The following is a 14964-nucleotide window of genomic DNA, read 5'->3' as shown; positions in this document are numbered from 1 at the left end:
CTCTTGTCCCCAAACCCCGTAGCCGCAGCCCTCCGTGGCTGCTCTTGTCCCCAATCCCCGTAGCCGCAGCCCTCCGTGGCTGCTCTTGACGCCAGACAGCAGGCACGGAGGGCTGCGACGACGTGAGGAAATGGGCGTGACCGGCGAATACGAACAATCTGGGCTGCCCAGCGTTTCAACGGTCCATCGTGTCGTCTTCTGGCCGATTCCGTGGCAGGCTCCACTTCTGAACGTTTCGGTCGTCAACGCACCAAAATCTGACCCGCACGCCGCCCAAAAAGGACCCTTGACAAGAGGAGAACATATGTTCTAATCTATCATCAAGCGGTACCTATGCGGGAGCGGGCGGGCCTGGGCAGCGCAGCAACGCCCCGTCCGGCTGGTTACCGGTCATCCACACCCGGTGCTGGATCCCGGCTCTGCAGAGCGCCAAGGTCGATCCCACCGCCGTTTCAGTTGTCAGTCGCCAGTTGTCAGTCGCCAGTTGCCGGTCGCAAGTCGTCAGTCGCTAGTTGCTAGTTGCTAGTTGCTAGTTACCAGTTACCCATTGCCCATTGCCCGTTGCCCGTTGCCCTTTGCCAGTTGCCACCCCCATCACAGCACCCCGTACTTGTCATAGACCTCGCGCAACAAATGCCCTTGAGCAGCATGTCGCGAGTGGCGTTTTCGGATTCGACCTTCTCGGCGGCTTCCTGCACCACCTCGGCCAGGATTTCGATGGGAATGACCACGATTCCATCGAAATCGCCGAAGACCACATCGCCCGGGCGCACGGTGACCCCGCCGCATTCGATGGTGCAGCCAAAATCGACCACGGTCGACCGACTGGAGGAATCGACCGGTTTGAATCCGGTGGAGAAGACGGGATAGCCCATCTCGATGATCTTTTTGGAGTCGCGCGTGTAGCCGTCGATGATGGTGCCGGTGCCGCCCCGCGCCCGGGAGGCGGTGGAAAGCAGCTCGCCCCAGTAGCAGGTGCGGGTCGATTGGTTGGTGCTGGCCACCACGCAGCTTCCCGGCGTGACCGCGTCGATCGCGGCGATTTCCATTTCATAGGGATTGTCCGGGCGCTGGTAAATATCGGCGCTCAAGACGGTATGCGCGCGGCCAACCACCCGCATCTCCGGGTCGATCGGACGGATGCGGGCATCCATGGCTTGTCCCAGATACCCATGCCGGTCGAGCACATCGGAGACGACGGCGGTATAGAGCCTGGTGCGAATCGTTTCCAGCAATTCGCCGATCGCGGCGTCGTTCGTCATGGCGTTTCGTCCTCCCCGTTCTGTCAACGTCTGTTGCTCGTTGCCGGCGCATACCCGAACCGCAACGAAAGCCGCTCGGCCGAGCGCGCCACCTCGGGTCCGTGTTGCAACGCGATCTCTCTGGTGAAGCGCGGCGATGGCCCGGTCACGCTGATGGCAAAGATCGGTTGAGCGTCCGGCCCGCGCACGGCGACGCCTACGCACCGCACCCCTACCGAATCGTCCTCGTCATCCATGGTGAATCCACGCGTATGCGCATCGGCAATGCGCGCGCGGAAGCGGTCGGGATCGGCGAGTCCCAATGGCGGGTCGATCGCGCTGGCCTCGGCGATATAGCGCTCGACCGCCAGGTCATCATGCGCGGCCATCAGCGCCATCCCAAGACTGGTGCTGTGGACAGCGCCGCGGGTGCCAATGCGGGACGAAACGCCCACCCGCTCCATCGACTCGATCTTGTCGATATGCACGATCTCGAGCCGGTCCAGCACCCCAACATGCACCGTCTCACGCGTGAGCTGCGACAGCCAAACCAGCTCCGGCCGGATCTCGTCGAGAAAGCGGCGCTGATGATTGATCACATGGCCGATCGCCAGGAACTTCACCGAAAGCTGGAAGCGGCCATCCGGCGCGCGCTCGGCCCAGCCGGAGGCGCAGAGGGTGGCCACCAGGCGGTGCGCGGTGGTGCGGTTGATGCCGATCTGCTCGCTGATCTCGCGCACGCTCATGGGGCGCGCTTCGTGCACGAGCACTTCCACAACCCGCAGCGCGCGTTCTACACTTTGCAGTGAATCCGACAGTGGTTGCATCATCGAAACCTCGGCCAGTGCGTTCGCCTGGTGAACTTGGCGAACCGCATTGTCACGTATGCGAACAAGCTATCCCATCTTGACGTCTCCTGTCAATCGTTCACAATGTTGCAGTAAAACTCGTGCGGACCAACGGTGGTCCAGAACCGGCAAATCGTGTTGCAGCTCAACCGCAGGAGGTCTTTCATGTCGGATATCTCTTCATTGACCGGTCGTACAACCAATCGCCGATCGCTGCTCAAGGCGGGCGGCGCGCTGGCCGCGGCGGGCGCGCTCACCTCGTTCACCTTTGGCATCCGCCCGGCCGGCGCGCAGGACGCGGTGACGGTCACCATGTGGGGTAATCACCCCGAATGGGCCGAGCCGATGCAGGCCTTGATCGATGCCTTCCAGGAGGCGAACCCGGGGATCGAGATCGATTTTTCGGCCACACCGGGAGATCAATACGGCGCCAAGATCCAGACCGCCATCCAGGGTGGAGAGACCTCGGACATCTTCGGCGATCTCGAGGGCAATATCATCGTCCGCGTGCAAGCAGGCGGCGATCTTCCCTTCATCGATCTGACCGGTAAGGTGGATGTCAGCAATCTGACCGATTCCGCCCGCGGCCAGGTCGAGGTCGATGGCGTGGTCTACGGTTGCCCGCTGGCGGCCTACACGGTCGGTCTGGCGATCAACAACACGGTCTTCGCCGACGCGGGTCTCACGCCGCCCACCACCTGGGACGAGCTGAAGAGCACCGCCCAGGCGCTCAAGGATGCCGGGGTGGCCGCGCCGATGGTGCTCGGCGCCAAGGACTGGGTGCACCCGTACTTCATGTACATCGGGCTCACCTCGTCGGTCCTCCGGCCGGATGGGGTGCAGGGCGTGCGCGAGGGCACTCGCGTGCTGAACGATGCGGAAGCCGTCAGCGCCACGCAGCTGTTGCTCGACCTGATGCCGTACTACAACGCCGGTTTCGAGGCGACCGACTACACCACGGCCAAAGCGATCTTCGCCAACGGGCAGGGCGCCATGATGGTGGCCGGCACGGCGGACTTCACCGGCTACATGCAGGTGAATCCGGACGCCGATCTGTCGTTCGTTGCCTGGCCGGGACCGGTGGCCGATTCCACCTGCACCACCACCGGCTTCGAGCTGCTCTACACGGCCAGCGCGTTCTCCGATCCGGAGAAGCAGGAAGCCGCCGCGACGTTTGTGAACTGGCTGGCTGGCGATGCCGCCCAGCAGCTGGTGATGGACTCGATCGCGCTCTCGGTCAGCAAGAACATCACCGAGTCGACCGACCCGATCCGCACACAGACAGCCGCGGCCATTCAGGGTGGCGATGTGCCGGTCTGGTACGCGGTGCCGGAACTCAATGGCAGCGTGACGGTGACGCAGGACAATCACGGCGGTCTCTGGACCGGCCGCATCTCGGCGCAGGAGTTCTGCGATCTGCAGCAGGCGGCGGTCAAGCCGTCTGGCGCGGCCTAACGGAGTCCGGAGTCCGGAGTCCGGAGACGAAGGTCGATGGGGAGCGTCGGTTACTGACTGGCGCTCCCCTCCCCGGCCGCAGCCGAGCTCCTTCACTTCAGCCACTCTTGCCCATTGCCCATTGCCCGTTGCCCATTTCCCATTTCCTATTTCCTATTTCCTATTTCCTATTTCCCCCCCGACCTGGAGCAGCTCGCGTGTCCTCAGACAACCGAGGGAGATCCGAAAGCGGCTGGCGCTTTCCCGATGTGCCCTACTTCTGGTTCATTTTTCCTGGGCTGCTCGCCTATACGATTCTCTTTATCTGGCCGACGATCCGATCGTTTTATCTCAGTCTGTATGACTGGAGCGGGCGCGGTCCGCTTGGGCCGATCGTCTGGGAGCAGAACTTCCGCACCATCGCCCATTCGGACAAGTTCTGGCAGGCGGCCGGCAATTCGTTTCGGCTCTTCATTTTCATCTTTGTCTTTCAGAACACCGTGTCGCTGGGGCTGGCGATTCTGCTGAACCGGCGTGGCGCGGCGACCCATTTCTTCCGGGTCATCATCTTTCTGCCCCAGATCATGTCAGCGGTGGCCACCGGCATCATCTGGATCATCATGCTCGATCCCATCATCGGCGCGGTGAATCCGTTCCTGGCCGACATCGGGCTCGAATCGTTGCAACGCCAATGGCAATCCGATCCCGCCTGGGCTTTGCGCACGGTGATGATCGTGATGGCCTGGCAATGGAACGGGATGGCGGTGATCCTCTATCTGGCGGGGTTGCAGAACGTGCCGGACGATCTGAAGCACGCCGCCATGATCGACGGGGCTGGCCGATTCCGCGCTTTCCGGGACATTACGTTTCCGATGCTGGCGCCGGCCTTCACGATCGTGACGGTGCTCTCCTTTATTCTGATCTTCCGCGCGTTCGATCTGATCTATATCCTGGGCGGTCCCGCCGGGGTGCCGGACGGCCATACCCTCGTGTTGGGGGTGCTGATCTATAGCGACGCCTTCGGGCAGGGCGCGTTCAACAGCCAGGCCCGGTTCAGCTATGCCATGGCGGAAGGGGTGACGCTCTTCCTCTTCCTGGCGGCGATATCCGGACTGCTCATCTGGTTGCTGGGACGGCGAGAATCGGCGGTGAAATCATGACGAGTCGCGAGCTTGCCGGATCGGCTCCGGCGGTCTACACCACACCGCGCCAGAGCGGGCTTTGGAGTTTCTGGCGTTCGATCCGCAAACCGGTTTCCACGTTGGCCTGGTATACGGTCATGATCGCGGTCAGCCTGGTGGTGCTGATTCCCATCATTCTGGTGATCTTTGGATCGTTCAAAACGGTGAACGAGTTTTTCGCGACTCCCTATGGGCTGCCCGAGAAGTTCGATTTCTTCAACTATCGCAAGGCGTGGGATACCGCAAATCTGCAACGCGCCTCGCTGAACAGCCTGATCGCGACGTCGCTTGGGGTCTTCTTCAGCACCATTCTGGCGTGTCTGGCGTCGTATGGGCTGGCGCGGTTCGATTTTCGGGGGAAGAGCTGGATCCGGCTGGCGTTCATCGGCGGTCTGGTGGTGCCGGTGCAGCTGATCATCATCCCGATCTTCGTGATCATGCGGCAAACCGGGTTGCTGGGAAGCATCTGGTCGCTGGTGCTGGTCTATTCGGTGCTCGGCATTCCGCTGGGGGTGCTGGTGATGGTCGGTTTCTTCAACGCGCTGCCCCGGGATCTCGAGGAGGCTGCGCGAATCGATGGGGCGAGCCATTTCCAGATCTTTTCCCGCATCATGCTGCCGCTCACGCGACCGGCGCTGGCGGCGGTGATCATTCTCAACGGGGTCTGGATGTGGAACGATTTCTTCCTGGGGCTGATCCTGCTCACCCGGGAAGATGCGTATACCCTGCCGGTGGCGATCATGGCGTTCCGCGGATCGTACATGACCGAATGGGGGCTCATCTTCGCCAGCGTGATCATCTCGATCCTGCCGGTGCTGATCGCGTATGTGTTGCTCTCGCGCCAGTTCATTGCTGGACTGACGGCCGGGAGCGTGAAGGGGTAGGATGGGTCGTAGGGTCGGAAATGCCCCATCTGGCGCGCCCTGGATGGCTGCTGGAGCCTGGCCATCGACCATGCGCCGGAGTTCCAGTACGTGCCGCTGGCAGTCCATTCGGATGAACGCCGCTGTTGAGTGCGCGGGTCTGATACGGTTCCCAGTCGCGCGTTGACGCACTGGACGCTCGACCGCACAATTGGCTGACCAAACAGCCCCAGCCACGTGGAACGATGTGCTTTGGCGTGTTCGACGCCGACATTCCTTTGCGTGGCCGGCAGGTACATCGCATGACATCCCGAGTACCCACATTTCAAACACCAGCGATGGTCGTCGGCCGGACGAAGGAACGCGCGTTCCTGCACGAAACCTTCGCGCGAGCCAAAGCCGGACATGGTCAGGTGGTGCTGGTTGGCGGCGAGGCGGGGATCGGCAAGACAACGCTGGTTCGCGATTTGCTGCAGGACGCCAGCGGATCCAACCTCCGATTCCTGACGAGCCAGTGCTATGACCTCACCACCACGCCGCCGTACGGACCGTGGCTCGATCTCTTTGCCAGCGCCCCATCGGGGGCAGACGGCCCCAGAGTCCCGCTGGCGTTCGAAGGCGGATTTCTGGGAACGATCAGCGACCAGGCGAAGCTCTATGCCGAAGTGCGGGAGTATGTGGCGCAGGCGTCCGCAGCGAACACGCTGGTGATCATCCTGGAGGATCTGCACTGGGCCGATCCCGCCAGTCTCGAGCTCCTGCGCTATCTCGCCCCGCGCATTGGGTCGTTACGCGTGCTGCTGTTGCTGACCTACCGGGACGACGAGATCACCCGCAGCAATCCGTTCTATCAGCAGTTGCCCCAGATCCTGCGGGAATCCGGCGGTTTGCGGCTCGATTTGCGCCCGTTGACGGAAGCCGAGCTCACGGATCTGGTGCGAGCCAGATGGCGGTTGCCTGAGCAACAGGAAGAGACGCTTGCTCGCTATCTGGGCATCCACGCGGAAGGGAACCCGTTCTTCGCAACGGAGCTCCTGCGCAGTCTGGACGACGAGGGAATCGTGCAATCCTGGTCGAACAGCACGGAACCAGTCGAGCTCGATCGGCTGGTGATGCCGTCATTGGTCCAGCAAGTCATCGACCTTCGCGTCGACAAACTGGGCGCCACGGCGCGGGATCGTTTGGCAATTGCGTCAGTTATTGGTCACGACGTGCCGATCGAGCTGTGGGCGCGTGTTGCGAAGCTGACCGATAGCGAGCTGCTCGAAACGATCGAGGATGCCGTCGACGCGCATGTGCTCGAGGCCGGTCCGTCTGGGACGCGTGTGATGTTCGTGCACGCCCTGACGCGATCCGCGCTCTATGAAGGCATTTTTCCGCCCAAGCGCCGGATCCTCCATCAGCAGATCGCCGATGCGTTGATCGAATCGAGGATGCAGAATCCCGACGCGATCGCGTATCACCTGGTGCAGGCAGGGGATGTCCGCGCGCCGGAATGGCTGATCGCGGCCGGGGATGCCGCGCAACGGTCGTATGCCTGGTTGTCGGCGGTCGACCGGTTCGAGCAGGCCGCCGCGCTCCTGGCAGAAAGCGGCGGGTCTGAGCAAACCCGGGGTTGGCTCCTGTATCGGCTGGCGCGGTTGCAGCGCTATCGGAGCGGTCACCGAGCCGTCGAAGCCATTGCGGAAGCCGAGCGAATCGGCCAGCGAACTGGCGATGCGATGCTGGAAACCGATGCCCGGTATTCGCTCGGCATCATCCAGCTCTTCGGCGGGGAGTTCGGTCCCGGCATCACGAACATGGTGGACGGAATCGAGCGTATGGAAACGCAGCTCGATGCCACCATGGTCACGTCCGATGACCGCGTTCCCTGGATGGCCGACTCGCTTCCGTCCGTCGATAGCCAAGCGCTGCGTGAGAGCGATGGCGGCATCGAGGTTCTGCGCGCGCGCGGCATGCACCACCGGCGCGGCGGGATGCCCATGTTTCTTGCGATGGCCGGGCGGTTTCAAGAGGCGGAAGCTGTTGCCCAGCCGTTTCTCGATGCGACCGCCGACACATCGACCCTCGGCAATTGGGTGGCATCTGCGAGAGGGCATTGCCACCTGGGAGCCGCGATTGCCCGGGTGCATATGAGCGACCCGTCCGGAGCGCGGACGCATTTCGAAGCCGGACGCGCTCTGTACGCATCGCTCGATCATCATGCGGTCATGGCGTTTTCCATGCTCTGCGAGCTGCGCGAGTCGGTTATTCCCTTCGCGACGCGCGATGTCGAGTTTCGGCGCAGGCTGGGACGGGAGGCAAGCGAAGCGCTCAGCCGGGCGGCCGGATCGTTCCCGGCGGAGCTTTCACCGGAACGCGCCATGCTGGTGGTGCATTTCCTCGATGGGTCCTGGGATGAGGCGTTACGCATCGCCAGCGATAGCCCAAGCCATGGGGCGGCGTTACTCCGCCGGGAGGTTGTGGTGACCGTTGCCGCCATCGCTCGAGCGCAAGGCCGCGTTGCCGATGCGCGCGCCGCCCTCGCGCAGGCGCTTCCGCTCGGGCAGGCAACGGTTCCAGGAACCACGCTTTTCTCCGAATCGACGGATGTGATGATCATTGCCGCCGATCTGGCAATCGATCAACGATCGCTGGCGGAAGCCCGCGGGTGGCTGGAGACACTCGACCGGTGGTTCGCCTGGAGTGGCGCCACCCGGGGTCTGGCCGAAGGCACGCTTCGCTGGGCGCGTTGGCATCGGGCGGCGGGTGACGATGCGCGGGCCATCGAGCTGGCCCGTTCCGCCATCGAACTGGCGCGAGACCCGGATCAACCCCTCGTGCATATTGGGGCCAACCGGCTGCTGGGCGAGATCGCGGCCGCGGCGGGGAACACCGCCGATGCGCAAGCCTTGCTGGAGGCATCGCTCGATCTTGCCACCGCGTGCCAGATCTCCCACCTGGAAGCGATGGCGCATGCGTCCCTCTCGTTGTTGATGGCCCAAATCGACGAGCACCAGGTCGCGCGGATGCACGCTGCGCACGCCCGGCCGATTGTGGAGCGGTTGGGTCTGGCGATGGCGCGGCAGCAATTGGCCGCTGTCGATGCGCGCTTGAGTGCGTCCCAGGGCGCCTCCCCGAATGGTCTGACTCCAAGGGAGATGGAGGTCCTCAAGCTCGCCGCGCTCGGAATGACCGATGCCGCCATTGGTGAAGCGTTGTTCATCAGTCCGCGGACGGCGAGCCAGCATTTGCGCTCCATCTATGGAAAGCTCGGGGTTTCGACCCGCTCGGCAGCCACGCGGTACGCGCTCGAGCACGGTCTGGCATAGCGCGCCGGCACAGAATCTGGCGGCAGCGCGAATCCCACACACCAGCTTCCAGAGCGGCGTGCCGCCTGCGTAGTTCTACGCAGTTCTCCGGCTCTTTCCAAAGTTGCGCAGTTCTGCTGTTGGACCGTCTTGCCCGGCTGCATAGGATGAATCAGCCGCAACGCGCGGCGCAGAGTTTTTATCTCTATGCAGAAGGAGCAATAGGTTGACTGTCACACTACATCGCGCCGAAACATTGGAAAGCCGTCTACAGGGAACCCTTCTCGACCCGTCGAGCGCCGGGTACGACGAGGCGCGCCAGCTCTACAACGCCATGCACGATTGCCGCCCTGCCCTCATCGTGCAGGCAGCGAACGCTTCCGATGTCATCGCGGCAGTGAACTATGCGCGCGAAAACGATCTGGAGCTGGCGATCCGGGCGGCTGGTCACAATGTGGCTGGTCTGGGGAGTGTCGATGGCGGTCTTGTGATCGACATGCGGCGTATCGACAGCGTCGAGGTCGACGCCACCGCGCAAACCGTGCGGGTTGGCGGAGGCGCCCACTGGGGCCAGGTCGATGCGGCAACGCATGCGATCGGCATGGCGACCCCGAGCGGGGTCATCTCCACCACCGGTGTGGCCGGGCTCACCCTGGGCGGCGGGTTTGGCTATCTCTCCCGCAAGCATGGGCTGACGATCGACAACCTGCTCTCTGCCGACATCGTCACCGCCAGTGGCGAGTTGGTCACCGCGAGCGAGCGAGAAAACCCCGATCTCTTCTGGGCAATCCGGGGCGGTGGCGGCAACTTCGGGGTCGTGACATCGTTCGAATTCCGGCTCCATCCCGTCGACACTGTCTATGGCGGGCCGATCTTCTATCCGGCCTCGGTGAGTGCCGACATTCTGGCGTTCTATCGTGATTTCGTGAAAACCGCCCCGCGGGAGCTCGGGCTCTTCTTCGGCTACCACGAAGCGCCGCCGGCGCCGTTCGTGCCGGAAGCGCTGCATGGCGCGAAGGCGTGCATGATCCAGGTCTGCTGGACCGGAGACCTCGCCGATGCAGAAGCCGTTCTCAAGCCAATCCGGAAGGCTGGCCCGGTGGCGCTCGATCTGGCGGGGCCGATGCCCTATCCCGCGATCAACAGCATGTTCGATGCGCTGCTGCCCTATGGGTTGCAGCACTACTGGAAAGCCGACTACGTCTCCGAATTGAGCGGTTCGGCAATCGGCGTGCATGCCATCTACGGGCCGTACATCCCGAACTACTTCTCGCTCATGCATCTCTATCCATTGAATGGCGCCATCCAGGACGTGCCGTCGTCGGCCATGGCGTATGCCCAACGAGACGCGCAGTTCGTCCACATCATCGCCGGGATCGATAACGTTCCCGCCAACATGCCCGCGAACATCGAATGGGTTCGCAACTACTGGTCCGACCTGCATCCCTATTCGACCGGCGCGGCCTACGTCAACTTCCTGATGGATGAAGGACAGGACCGGGTCCGGGCGACCTATCGGGACAACTATCCGCGGCTGGTGGAAGAAAAGCGGATCTGGGATCCGCAGAACCTCTTCCACGTCAACCAGAACATCCGCCCGTGAGCCAGCGCCCTTCTGCCGGCCGGCCGCGCGCCGGCTGATCCAGGGGTGACGGGATTCACGCCCAGGTGAATTCCAGCCCTGGAACGCCGGCCGCGGAACCCTGAGTCGTGGCATCGAGCGGGTATGAGTGCCGAACAGCGCTCATACCCGCTCATCGTGCCTGGGGTCCTGGGACACGCTCGCACCGATCCGCGGGTATAGTGCCGGCACGAACCGCCCGCGTGCTGGAGATGCTCCTCACATGCCTACGCTTCGAATTGGACTCGCGACTGTGCCGAACGCTCCGACAGTAGCGGAACGTTTGGACACGCTCGACCGGATGCTGGCCGAGGCGGCGGACCAGCAGGTGGCGATCGTCTGTTTTCCAGAGGCGTATATCCCCGGATTGCGCGGGTTCGATTTCTTCGTGCCGCCCAAGGACCAGGCGCGGCAGGAGGCGGCGTTGGAGCGGATCCGGCAGTCGTGCGCGGCGCATGAGGTAGCGGCGATCGTGGGGATCGAGTGGGAAACCGAGCTGGGAGCGCACAATGCCGCCGTGGTGGTGAACCGCGACGGATCGGTGCAGGGATTCCAGAGCAAGAACCAGCTTCCATTGGAGGAAGCGCCGTATTACGTGGCCGATGGGAAGCGACGCCTCTTCGAGGTCGATGGCGTTCCGTTTGGGATCACGATCTGCCATGAGGGATGGCGTTATCCGGAAGCGACCCGTTGGGCGGCGACGCGGGGCGCGAAGATCGTCTTCCATCCCCAGTTGACCGGGAGCGATTCGAGCGGCCCCACCCTGACCCGTTGGGGCGATCCGGAGAACCCCTACTACGAGAAGGCGATGCTGATGCGCAGCATCGAGAACACGATCTATTTCGCCAGTGTGAACTACGCCTTCGCGTATCCGGAATCGGCCAGCAGCGTGATCGGGCCCGAGGGGGAGCTGCTTACGTATTTCCCGTATGGTGAGGCCGGGCTGCTGGTGTATGACGTGGATCTGGATGCCGCGACCGGAGCGATCGCCCGCCGATACGACGCGGGGTTGTATCCGGAGTAGCGGTCACGCGGCAGACCGGCCCATTCGCATCCGGGCCGGCTTACTTCGCGTTCGCCAGCATATAGCTGCGCAAGACCGCGTTCATCCGGGTCTGGTAGCCGGGACCGCCTGCCTTGAAGAACTCGATGATGTCGGGATCCAGGCGAAGCGTGATCTGTTTCTTGCACGCTGGGTCGTAGATCATGCGCGCTGTTTCCCACATGGGATGGCCCTCTGCCTCATAGTCGATCGAAGCCTCGATCTCTTCTTCAGTCAGGGCATCGACACGCGTCCAATCGGTGCGCGTACCCTCGCGACGGCGCTTTTCCCGCAGCTCTTCATCCGTATAGCTCACGATATTTTCGCTTTTCAGCATCTCTCGCACTCCTGACCGAGATGATCCGAATGGCATCTTCTCGCGGTGTCCAAACAGCAGTGACCATTCGCTCTTCGATGAAGCCGGTGCGCTGCTTGCGTGTTTCGAACTCGTAGGCGCTGTCGATTTCAACGACTTCGCGCCCATCGAAGAGATCTTGCGCGTCTACGAAATCGATCTGGTGTTTCTCCAGATTGATCAGACGTTTTTCTTCGTCCCATTCGAAGCGCATCCAGTCTCCTCTAAGTGTAGCTACAGTTTGTAGTTACAGCCATCAGTCGGCGGAGGCGGACGGCGCTGGAGCGGCGGCGCGGCGGAGGACGGCGACCGCGAGAGGAATGACGAGGAGCGCGGCGAGCAGGTTGAGCAGACCGTAGGAACCGAAGGCGACGATGAGCCCGGCGAGGAGCGCGCCAGTGGCGCCGGACATGCCCATGGTGAGGTCGGCGGCGCCCTGGGTGGTGGGACGGGCGTCGAGCGGGATCGATTCGGTGAGCAGGGTGGATCCGGCGATGAGGGTGCAGGACCAGCCGAGCCCAAGGAGGAACAAGCCGACGCCGAGTTGCCAGCGGTCGTGCTCCCCAGCGGTGCCGGCGATGATGAAGGATGCCAGCAGGATGGCGCAGCCGATCAGGATGACCGGACGGCGGCCGAAGCGGTCCGACGCCATGCCGACGAGGGGCGAGGCGACGTACATGCCGGCGATGTGCCCGCTGATGACGAAGCCGATGATGCGCAGGTCGGCATCGCCATGCTTCAGGTGCACCGGGGTCATGGACATGATGGAGGACATGACGGCCTGGCCGATGCACATTGCAGCCAGGCCGAGCCAGGCCGCAGGAATGGAGCGGATGAACTGCAGGTTCTCCGTAATGGAGCGTTGCAGGATCGAGACTGCGCCGACCTGACCGCTGGAGTGACGCAGGTGGCGGGCTTCCAGGAGCGGATCGGGCCGCAGGAAACGCCAGACGACCAGAAAGGCGCAGGCGAGGGCGACCATGGTGAGCAGATAGGGGCCGGTGAGCTTGGGAATGCCGATGGCTTCCGCGACTTTGCCCATGGGCGACGAGAGATTGGGACCGAGCACCGAGCCGACCGTGGTGGCCCAGACGACGATGGAGAGGGACCGCGCGCGATGCTGCGGGGTGGCGAGATCGGTGGCGGCATAGCGCGATTGGAGACCGGCGGCGGTGGCGCTGCCGATGCCGACCAGTCCAAGCAAGGCCAGCGGGAAGAGTCCCAGGCTGGCGCCGATGATGACGGTGAGCGCGCCGAGGACGCCGATGCTGTAGCCGACCATGAGACCGGCGCGGCGGCCGCGCACGTTCATGACGCGCGAGATCGGTATGGCGGCCAGGGCGGCGCCGACGACGCTGGCGGTGGCGGAGAGGCCGCTATACGACTCGCTGGACAGATCGGCGGCAAGGAGCGCGCCGACGGTTGCGCCGGTGGCGACGCCGACTCCGCCAAGCATCTGGGCGCCCGCGAGCACTTTGACCAGACGGCGCTGGGTGGATTTGACGGCGTCGGATTCGATCGGGTTGCCAACCGGGTTGGCGGTGGCGGAGGCCGTTTGGGAAAGGTCGGATGCGGTCACGCGGCGTCGCCTCGGCCCGGGCGGCTATGCCCGGAGGTCTGATTCAGCTCGAAGTGGTTCGATGTCCGGTCCGCCGCCGAGTGCGCGACGGGATGGTTGCCCTCTGGGGGTGGATTGTCGCATGGGGGGTTGGGCAAAGGGCAATGGGCAATAGGCAAAGGTGGATGAATCGCCAGAGACCTGCCCCCAGGAGAATCCGATACACTACCCGCCGAAATGTGACATTCAGCCTACGCGACCGGTCCGCCAGACCCTGTCCATCCCTTCGAGAACCTTGGTCCAATGCCGGATCGCCGTACCCCATCGAAAGTCAGGAACGTGGCAGAACAACCTCGACGTGAACAAACCGCCAATCTCAGCGGTTTCGTCTGGTCGATTGCGGAGATCCTCCGCGGCGACTTCAAACAATCCGAATACGGCAAGGTCATCCTCCCCTTCACCGTCCTCCGCCGCCTCGATTGCATCTTGCAACCCACCAAAACCGCCGTTCTCGAAACCGCGCAAACCCTTCCTGCCGATCTGGACGACCAAACCCGCGACCTCATCCTCTTCGGCGCGGCCGGCGACCACATCAAGGTCTACAACACCAGCAAATTCACCTTCGAATCCCTCAAAGGGCAGGACGCCTCGCAACTCCACGACAACCTGCTGCAATACATCACCGCTTTTTCGCCCAACGTCCGCGACATCTTCCTCGACAAGTTCCGCTTCACCGAACAACTCAAACGCCTGCACGATGGCAAGATCCTCTGGCAGGTCTTCGAGCGTTTCGCTCAAATCGACCTCCACCCAGACCGCGTCTCCAACATCGAGATGGGCTACCTCTTCGAAGAGCTCATCCGCCGCTTCTCCGAAATCTCCAACGAAACCGCCGGAGAGCACTTCACCCCCCGCGAGGTCATCCGCCTCATCGTCGATCTCGTGCTTGCGAGCGACGAGGACGCAATACGCAAACCCGGTGTCATCCGCACCGTCTACGATCCCGCTGCCGGCACTGGCGGCATGCTTGCCCTCACCGAAGAACGCATGAAGGAATTCAACGAAGACATACGCGTCGAGCTCTACGGCCAGGAGCTCAATCCCGAATCCTTCGCCATCTGCACCTCCGACATGCTCATCACCGGCCACAACCCCGACCAGATCGCCTTCGGCAACTCCCTCACCGAAGACGCCCACGCCAATGAGCGCTTCCATTACATGCTCTCCAACCCGCCCTATGGCGTCGATTGGAAGAAGTACCAGGACCCCATCCGCAAGGAACACGAAACCAAAGGCTTAGATGGCCGCTTCGGACCGGGTCTTCCCCGCGTTTCCGACGGCCAGCTCCTCTTTCTCCTGCACATGATCGGCAAGATGCGCAACGACGAAACCGGCAGCCGCATCGGCATCGTCATGAACGGCTCGCCGCTCTTCACCGGCGGAGCCGGTTCCGGCGAAAGTGAAATCCGCCGCTACCTCCTCGAACGCGATCTGGTCGATGCCATCGTCGCCCTCCCCACCGACCTCTTCT

The 14964-nt window shown here is 63.1% G+C and carries 12 protein-coding genes; 7 read left to right on the top strand and 5 right to left on the bottom strand.

The features are described 5' to 3' along the window. Positions 1-533 precede the first annotated feature (533 nt). On the bottom strand, positions 534-1262 hold the full coding sequence (locus R2855_19345) for an RraA family protein (GenBank protein ID MEZ4533158.1): 729 nt from the start codon (positions 1260-1262) through the stop codon (positions 534-536). Positions 1263-1285: 23 nt separating this feature from the next. Continuing rightward, the gene (locus R2855_19340) at positions 1286-2071 is read right to left on the bottom strand and encodes an IclR family transcriptional regulator (GenBank protein MEZ4533157.1); all 786 of its coding nucleotides are present in this window, start codon (positions 2069-2071) and stop codon (positions 1286-1288) included. A gap of 183 nt (positions 2072-2254) precedes the next feature. Here R2855_19340 and R2855_19335 point away from each other — a divergent pair, with 183 nt between their 5' ends. The 6 genes from R2855_19335 (at position 2255) to R2855_19310 (ending at position 11502) form a co-directional block, all read left to right on the top strand. Further along, positions 2255-3544: an extracellular solute-binding protein gene (locus R2855_19335; protein ID MEZ4533156.1), complete on the top strand. Its 1290-nt coding sequence runs from the start codon at positions 2255-2257 to the stop codon at positions 3542-3544. A gap of 197 nt (positions 3545-3741) precedes the next feature. Next, positions 3742-4683 carry a sugar ABC transporter permease gene (locus R2855_19330; GenBank protein ID MEZ4533155.1) on the top strand — a complete coding sequence of 314 codons (942 nt, stop codon included), beginning with the start codon at positions 3742-3744 and terminating at the stop codon, positions 4681-4683. Next, the gene (locus tag R2855_19325; protein ID MEZ4533154.1) at positions 4680-5588 is read left to right on the top strand and encodes a carbohydrate ABC transporter permease; all 909 of its coding nucleotides are present in this window, start codon (positions 4680-4682) and stop codon (positions 5586-5588) included. Before R2855_19330 ends, R2855_19325 begins: the two co-directional genes overlap by 4 nt. A 281-nt stretch (positions 5589-5869) precedes the next feature. After that, positions 5870-8878 (top strand): AAA family ATPase, encoded by a 3009-nt coding sequence (locus tag R2855_19320; protein MEZ4533153.1) that lies wholly within the window; start codon positions 5870-5872, stop codon positions 8876-8878. Positions 8879-9083: 205 nt separating this feature from the next. Continuing rightward, positions 9084-10460, top strand: a complete 1377-nt coding sequence (locus tag R2855_19315; GenBank protein ID MEZ4533152.1) for an FAD-binding oxidoreductase — start codon at positions 9084-9086, stop codon at positions 10458-10460. Positions 10461-10701: 241 nt separating this feature from the next. Further along, positions 10702-11502 (top strand): carbon-nitrogen hydrolase family protein, encoded by an 801-nt coding sequence (locus tag R2855_19310; GenBank protein MEZ4533151.1) that lies wholly within the window; start codon positions 10702-10704, stop codon positions 11500-11502. Between the two features lie 40 nt (positions 11503-11542). On the opposite strand, the gene R2855_19305 is transcribed toward R2855_19310, so the two are convergent. Genes R2855_19305 through R2855_19295 form a run of 3 tightly spaced genes read right to left on the bottom strand, consistent with a single transcriptional unit; the run spans position 11543 to position 13454 of the window. Further along, on the bottom strand, positions 11543-11857 hold the full coding sequence (locus R2855_19305) for a BrnA antitoxin family protein (GenBank protein ID MEZ4533150.1): 315 nt from the start codon (positions 11855-11857) through the stop codon (positions 11543-11545). Then, positions 11820-12089 (bottom strand): BrnT family toxin, encoded by a 270-nt coding sequence (locus R2855_19300; protein ID MEZ4533149.1) that lies wholly within the window; start codon positions 12087-12089, stop codon positions 11820-11822. Before R2855_19300 ends, R2855_19305 begins: the two co-directional genes overlap by 38 nt. Positions 12090-12131: 42 nt before the next feature. Continuing rightward, positions 12132-13454 (bottom strand): MFS transporter, encoded by a 1323-nt coding sequence (locus tag R2855_19295; protein ID MEZ4533148.1) that lies wholly within the window; start codon positions 13452-13454, stop codon positions 12132-12134. A gap of 318 nt (positions 13455-13772) precedes the next feature. Here R2855_19295 and R2855_19290 point away from each other — a divergent pair. Further along, positions 13773-14964: class I SAM-dependent DNA methyltransferase (locus R2855_19290; GenBank protein MEZ4533147.1), on the top strand; the 1192-nt coding region annotated here is incomplete at its 3' end.

Source organism: Thermomicrobiales bacterium (assembly GCA_041390825.1).
Lineage (GTDB): Bacteria > Chloroflexota > Chloroflexia > Thermomicrobiales > UBA6265 > JAMLHN01.
Note: the sequence above shows the minus strand (reverse complement) of the source record. Positions and strands in the feature narration are given on the sequence as shown.

Excerpts from the sequence above, each read along its gene's own strand:
- R2855_19305 (MEZ4533150.1), bottom strand. The coding sequence starts at position 11,857 with ATGCTGAAAAGCGAAAATATCGTGAGCTATACGGATGAAGAGCTGCGG.
- R2855_19340 (MEZ4533157.1), bottom strand. The coding sequence starts at position 2,071 with ATGATGCAACCACTGTCGGATTCACTGCAAAGTGTAGAACGCGCGCTG.
- R2855_19335 (MEZ4533156.1), top strand. The coding sequence starts at position 2,255 with ATGTCGGATATCTCTTCATTGACCGGTCGTACAACCAATCGCCGATCG.
- R2855_19345 (MEZ4533158.1), bottom strand. The coding sequence starts at position 1,262 with ATGACGAACGACGCCGCGATCGGCGAATTGCTGGAAACGATTCGCACC.
- R2855_19300 (MEZ4533149.1), bottom strand. The coding sequence starts at position 12,089 with ATGCGCTTCGAATGGGACGAAGAAAAACGTCTGATCAATCTGGAGAAA.
- R2855_19310 (MEZ4533151.1), top strand. The coding sequence starts at position 10,702 with ATGCCTACGCTTCGAATTGGACTCGCGACTGTGCCGAACGCTCCGACA.
- R2855_19325 (MEZ4533154.1), top strand. The coding sequence starts at position 4,680 with ATGACGAGTCGCGAGCTTGCCGGATCGGCTCCGGCGGTCTACACCACA.
- R2855_19320 (MEZ4533153.1), top strand. The coding sequence starts at position 5,870 with ATGACATCCCGAGTACCCACATTTCAAACACCAGCGATGGTCGTCGGC.